This window comes from Pseudoalteromonas sp. C2R02, from assembly GCF_018860845.1.
Taxonomy (GTDB): domain Bacteria; phylum Pseudomonadota; class Gammaproteobacteria; order Enterobacterales; family Alteromonadaceae; genus Pseudoalteromonas.
In genome coordinates this window covers 1-3,609 of record NZ_JAHKQC010000022.1, presented here as the reverse complement: position 1 = coordinate 3,609, position 3,609 = coordinate 1, and the positions used below count along the sequence as shown (strand labels likewise).

Sequence of the window (3,609 nt, the reverse complement as noted above, 5' to 3'; positions counted from 1 at the left end):
ATCCGGCTCATATGTGTTATGTTTTAATTACAACGATACTGGAATTGGTACAGGTATGTTGTAAATTGTATTATTAATGAATGTCTGATTTACCAGTTCTTCATTTTTAGTTTTAAAAATTAATGAACACTTTTCATCAGGTTCATTAACATTAAACTCAATTTGGTAGTTTCCATTAGAACTAGGTGTTACATCCAACAACGCGGAGCAATAGCTTGAACTAAATGCTCCCGAGTTCATAGATAATAATTGGATTTTATATGGTGTACTACTGTTTAAGTAAAAGCTTCCGTTTGATTGACTTGGCTTTAGAACGGTTACACTCAATGGGCTATCATTTTTTAAGGATTGCTCAGGTGTAAAAACTCTTACAAAAATAGTTTCATCAGGGTGAATAGAGTTTGTTTCTAATGTTGATGTGCTTACAAATACATTTGCGCTTGTCTCATTCTTAGCTATTTGTGGCGTTGAAACGCACCCCGACAATAGTGCTAAAAAAGAAACGCCTATTAGTTTACGCATAACTCTCCTTAAAACATAACGCCGTTTTAAGCGGCAAATTGCAGTTGGCTAAAATAAGTGAGGCACGAACAAAAAGCCAACTGTAATTTGTCCGACTTGAAAACCCTTGTTAGGTTTGTACTATTTGGAACACTTTTCTACCTTTTTATTTTTTGCTACTTGCTCTAAATATTCTATTGATTGTGCAGTCGTTGGTTTTAATATTTTACAGTGATTAAGTTCAGATTCATCGTGAGTTACTTCGTAGCCAACTACATGATAACAACCGCCACCGATATTTTTTCCGCGTTCCTCTTCCTCGCACTTCGCTACTGCCTTATAAAAGAAATAGGCTTTCGTGGATTTTAAACATGAATTATATGATGAGCGAATTTCTTTTGTAACTTCAGCACGTAACTTTTTATACTCTGTAGTTAACTCGCATGCGAAGCTATTAAAACTCAGGAAAAATAACAAAACTAGAATTATTCTCATAAAAACCTAACGCCGCAATAAGCGGAAAATTATAGTTGGCTAAAATGTTTGAGGAACGAAAAACAGCCAACTGTAAATTTTCCGTTTAATTGCCTTGTTAGCATTACTACGCTACATATTGGTATTTTTTGGTGTCTCTGGCATAGGTGGGGCATTTTCTGAAACTTCATTACTTTTATCAGTGATAACTTTATATTTATCCATCATTGATAAAATAGCTGAGTTATTTGAGTCAATAGTTCCTTCTAACGCAGAGCTAAGAGTTGCCACTTCCGTAATATCATCTCGAGCGCGGACATAAACTTGAGCAACTTCAAATTCTTCCTTGGTTGTCGGGTTTAGCATCGAAATCTGATTTTGCCATGCCATTTGTTTTTGATTTGCGGCAGCATTTATACCTGCAAGCAAGTATTGAAGCTCATGTTTTCTCTTTTTAGATTCATTAATCACGGCAGTTTGATATATAGCTATGCCAGTACCAATAACGCCAAATATTAGTCCTAAGATTTCGGGAATACTCATATGCTTCCTTGTAATGCTAACGCCCCAATAAGAGGCTAAAAATTGTTTGCTAAAATGTGAAGCGAAGCGGAACCGAGCAAACTGTTTTTAGTCCTGCTTGATTGACTTGTTAGCTGATGTGTAAGCTATTATTTAGCAACTAACTTTTGCGTTTCTTTATTGAGCTGATTAGACTGATCTACGTAATCAAACCCCAGCCGAACAAGCGAACCAAAGACAAAGGATAAAAATATTAATTGTATTGAGTCATTTTCAGTTAATCTTGCATACCATCCAAAACCAGCAGTTACGACTAATAAATAAACATGAAATAACTCTCCATAATTATCTATTTTTTTCAAAAACCAAGAAAACCAACCAGCACCTGCCCCACCACCAAAAAGCAGAGCACCAATAATCATATTCGGTTCCATGTCTTTAAACACAATATCAAGTACTTGCTGTTGAAATATTGCAAAGATAGTCATTAAACCTACCATTACAGCTATTGTATTAGCTCTGTATTTTAGTTCATTTGATTTGGCCTTATTCAAAATATCTTTAGTCAGTCTGAAAGAGAATACTGTTATAAAAAATAAGACTATTAATTGAACCAACTCAGAAACCATTGACTTTATGGGGGTTTCACTGAAAAGTTTAGATATTTCGTTTCGGTCAAATATAGCCTCTTTTAATATAAATATTAAAAAAAGAACACCTGCTAATGCAGCTAGACACAATGCTGCGCTTAGCAATAACCTAGAAATCACTGTGATTTTTAACACATCCATTTTATTCATTTTACATTCCTACTCCGATTATTTATGAAACTTATTTGAATCAGCTAACGCCCACATTAAGCGGACAAAAGTAGTTGGCTAAACTTGTTGAGGTACGAAACAAAGCCAACTGTTTTTGTTCCGACTTAAATTGCTTGTTAGCTTTCAAATTGCTTCGCTATTTGTTTGATTTGTTCAGGCACACCCCACGAGTGTGAAATTTGCTCATTATTTTCAATAGCTTCATTAAGAACTGCAGCATGCTTGCTAGTTAAGTAAGTAGACTTACGAATTAGCCCAATGAGTCTTTTGGATTGCTCAAATGACTGGGAATTTACTAATTTATTTACTAGTGAACCCGTTATCTTTGCGCCGATATTTGGCATAGGTAAAAATAATTCAAAGATCTCATTTGCTAATTCAGAGGCAGATTTACCAACACCTTGGAGAGCTTGATATTTACCAATGAATCCATATGGATCTAAGCCTTGGCGTATTGCTAAAATAGGTAATTTACGTCCTATAGCAACCCCTACCTCTTGATCGCACCAATTACTTTCTTTGAAACCAGGAGCTAAAAGCGCAACTAATCCGTCCATAGATGCTAAAGCAGATTCAATCTCAGCTTGCCATTGTTTAGTTGGTTCAATATCTTCATGAGCAACAAATGCGGACATTCCATAGTATTCAAGATGCTCTTTTAATTTAGAGGTTTCGACTTTATTTATAGCAAGGTGACTAAGAAAAATACGAACCTCGTCAGTTTCCCAAAAGTCAGGTTCTACAGGACTCTCTAATTGACTAGCTAAACCTAAATGCTTTGCGAGTTCCAATAAAGCTTCGTCTTTAGAATCGCTCAACATTTCAATTATATAATGTTCTTTATCGCCACCATTCCATTGTTCAGACCAAGGGAGGCCGAATTGCTTCAGGGTAAGATCTAATAATGCCCAATCTTCTTTCGCAAGTTCGATGGAAATGTCTTTTATATGCTTGATTCGTTCGGATGGATGCATAATTTTCCTTGAAAGCTAACGAATGATATGGACTCCCCATCCAATTGGCATTTGTGCCATATTGAAAGTGCAAACAGTCAAATAATGGAGAGCCCATATGTCTTTAATTAAAGTTGTTGGCATTGATTTAGCCAAATTAGTTTTTAGTATCCACGGTGTTGATAAGCATGACAAGTGTAAATTACGAAAAACTATCAAAAGAAACAAGCTATTAGAGGAAATAACACAACTTCCACCTTGTATTATAGCGATGGAAACTTGCTCTGGTGCCCACTATTGGGCAAGAGCTCTTCCTATACTCGGTTATGATGTTCGCA

General features: G+C 35.7%; 5 protein-coding genes and 1 pseudogene. 1 reads left to right on the top strand and 5 read right to left on the bottom strand.

The window, feature by feature from the left end; all coding sequences use genetic code 11:
- Window positions 1-27: 27 nt before the first annotated feature.
- The 5 genes from KO527_RS06905 to KO527_RS06885 form a co-directional block, all read right to left on the bottom strand.
- Window positions 28-522, bottom strand: coding sequence for a hypothetical protein (locus tag KO527_RS06905; RefSeq protein WP_216039609.1), 495 nt, complete (start codon window positions 520-522; stop codon window positions 28-30).
- A gap of 120 nt (window positions 523-642) precedes the next feature.
- A complete protein-coding gene (locus KO527_RS06900; protein WP_216039608.1) occupies window positions 643-996 on the bottom strand; it encodes a hypothetical protein in 354 nt (117 codons plus the stop codon).
- A gap of 111 nt (window positions 997-1,107) precedes the next feature.
- Window positions 1,108-1,518, bottom strand: a complete 411-nt coding sequence (locus KO527_RS06895; protein ID WP_216039607.1) for a hypothetical protein — start codon at window positions 1,516-1,518, stop codon at window positions 1,108-1,110.
- 128 nt (window positions 1,519-1,646) lie between these two features.
- Window positions 1,647-2,297 (bottom strand): hypothetical protein, encoded by a 651-nt coding sequence (locus KO527_RS06890; RefSeq protein WP_216039606.1) that lies wholly within the window; start codon window positions 2,295-2,297, stop codon window positions 1,647-1,649.
- 137 nt (window positions 2,298-2,434) lie between these two features.
- Window positions 2,435-3,292 (bottom strand): toll/interleukin-1 receptor domain-containing protein, encoded by an 858-nt coding sequence (locus KO527_RS06885; RefSeq protein WP_216039605.1) that lies wholly within the window; start codon window positions 3,290-3,292, stop codon window positions 2,435-2,437.
- A 97-nt stretch (window positions 3,293-3,389) separates the two neighbouring features.
- Here KO527_RS06885 and KO527_RS06880 point away from each other — a divergent pair.
- Window positions 3,390-3,609 (top strand): annotated as a pseudogene (locus tag KO527_RS06880) (IS110 family transposase); the annotation flags it as partial.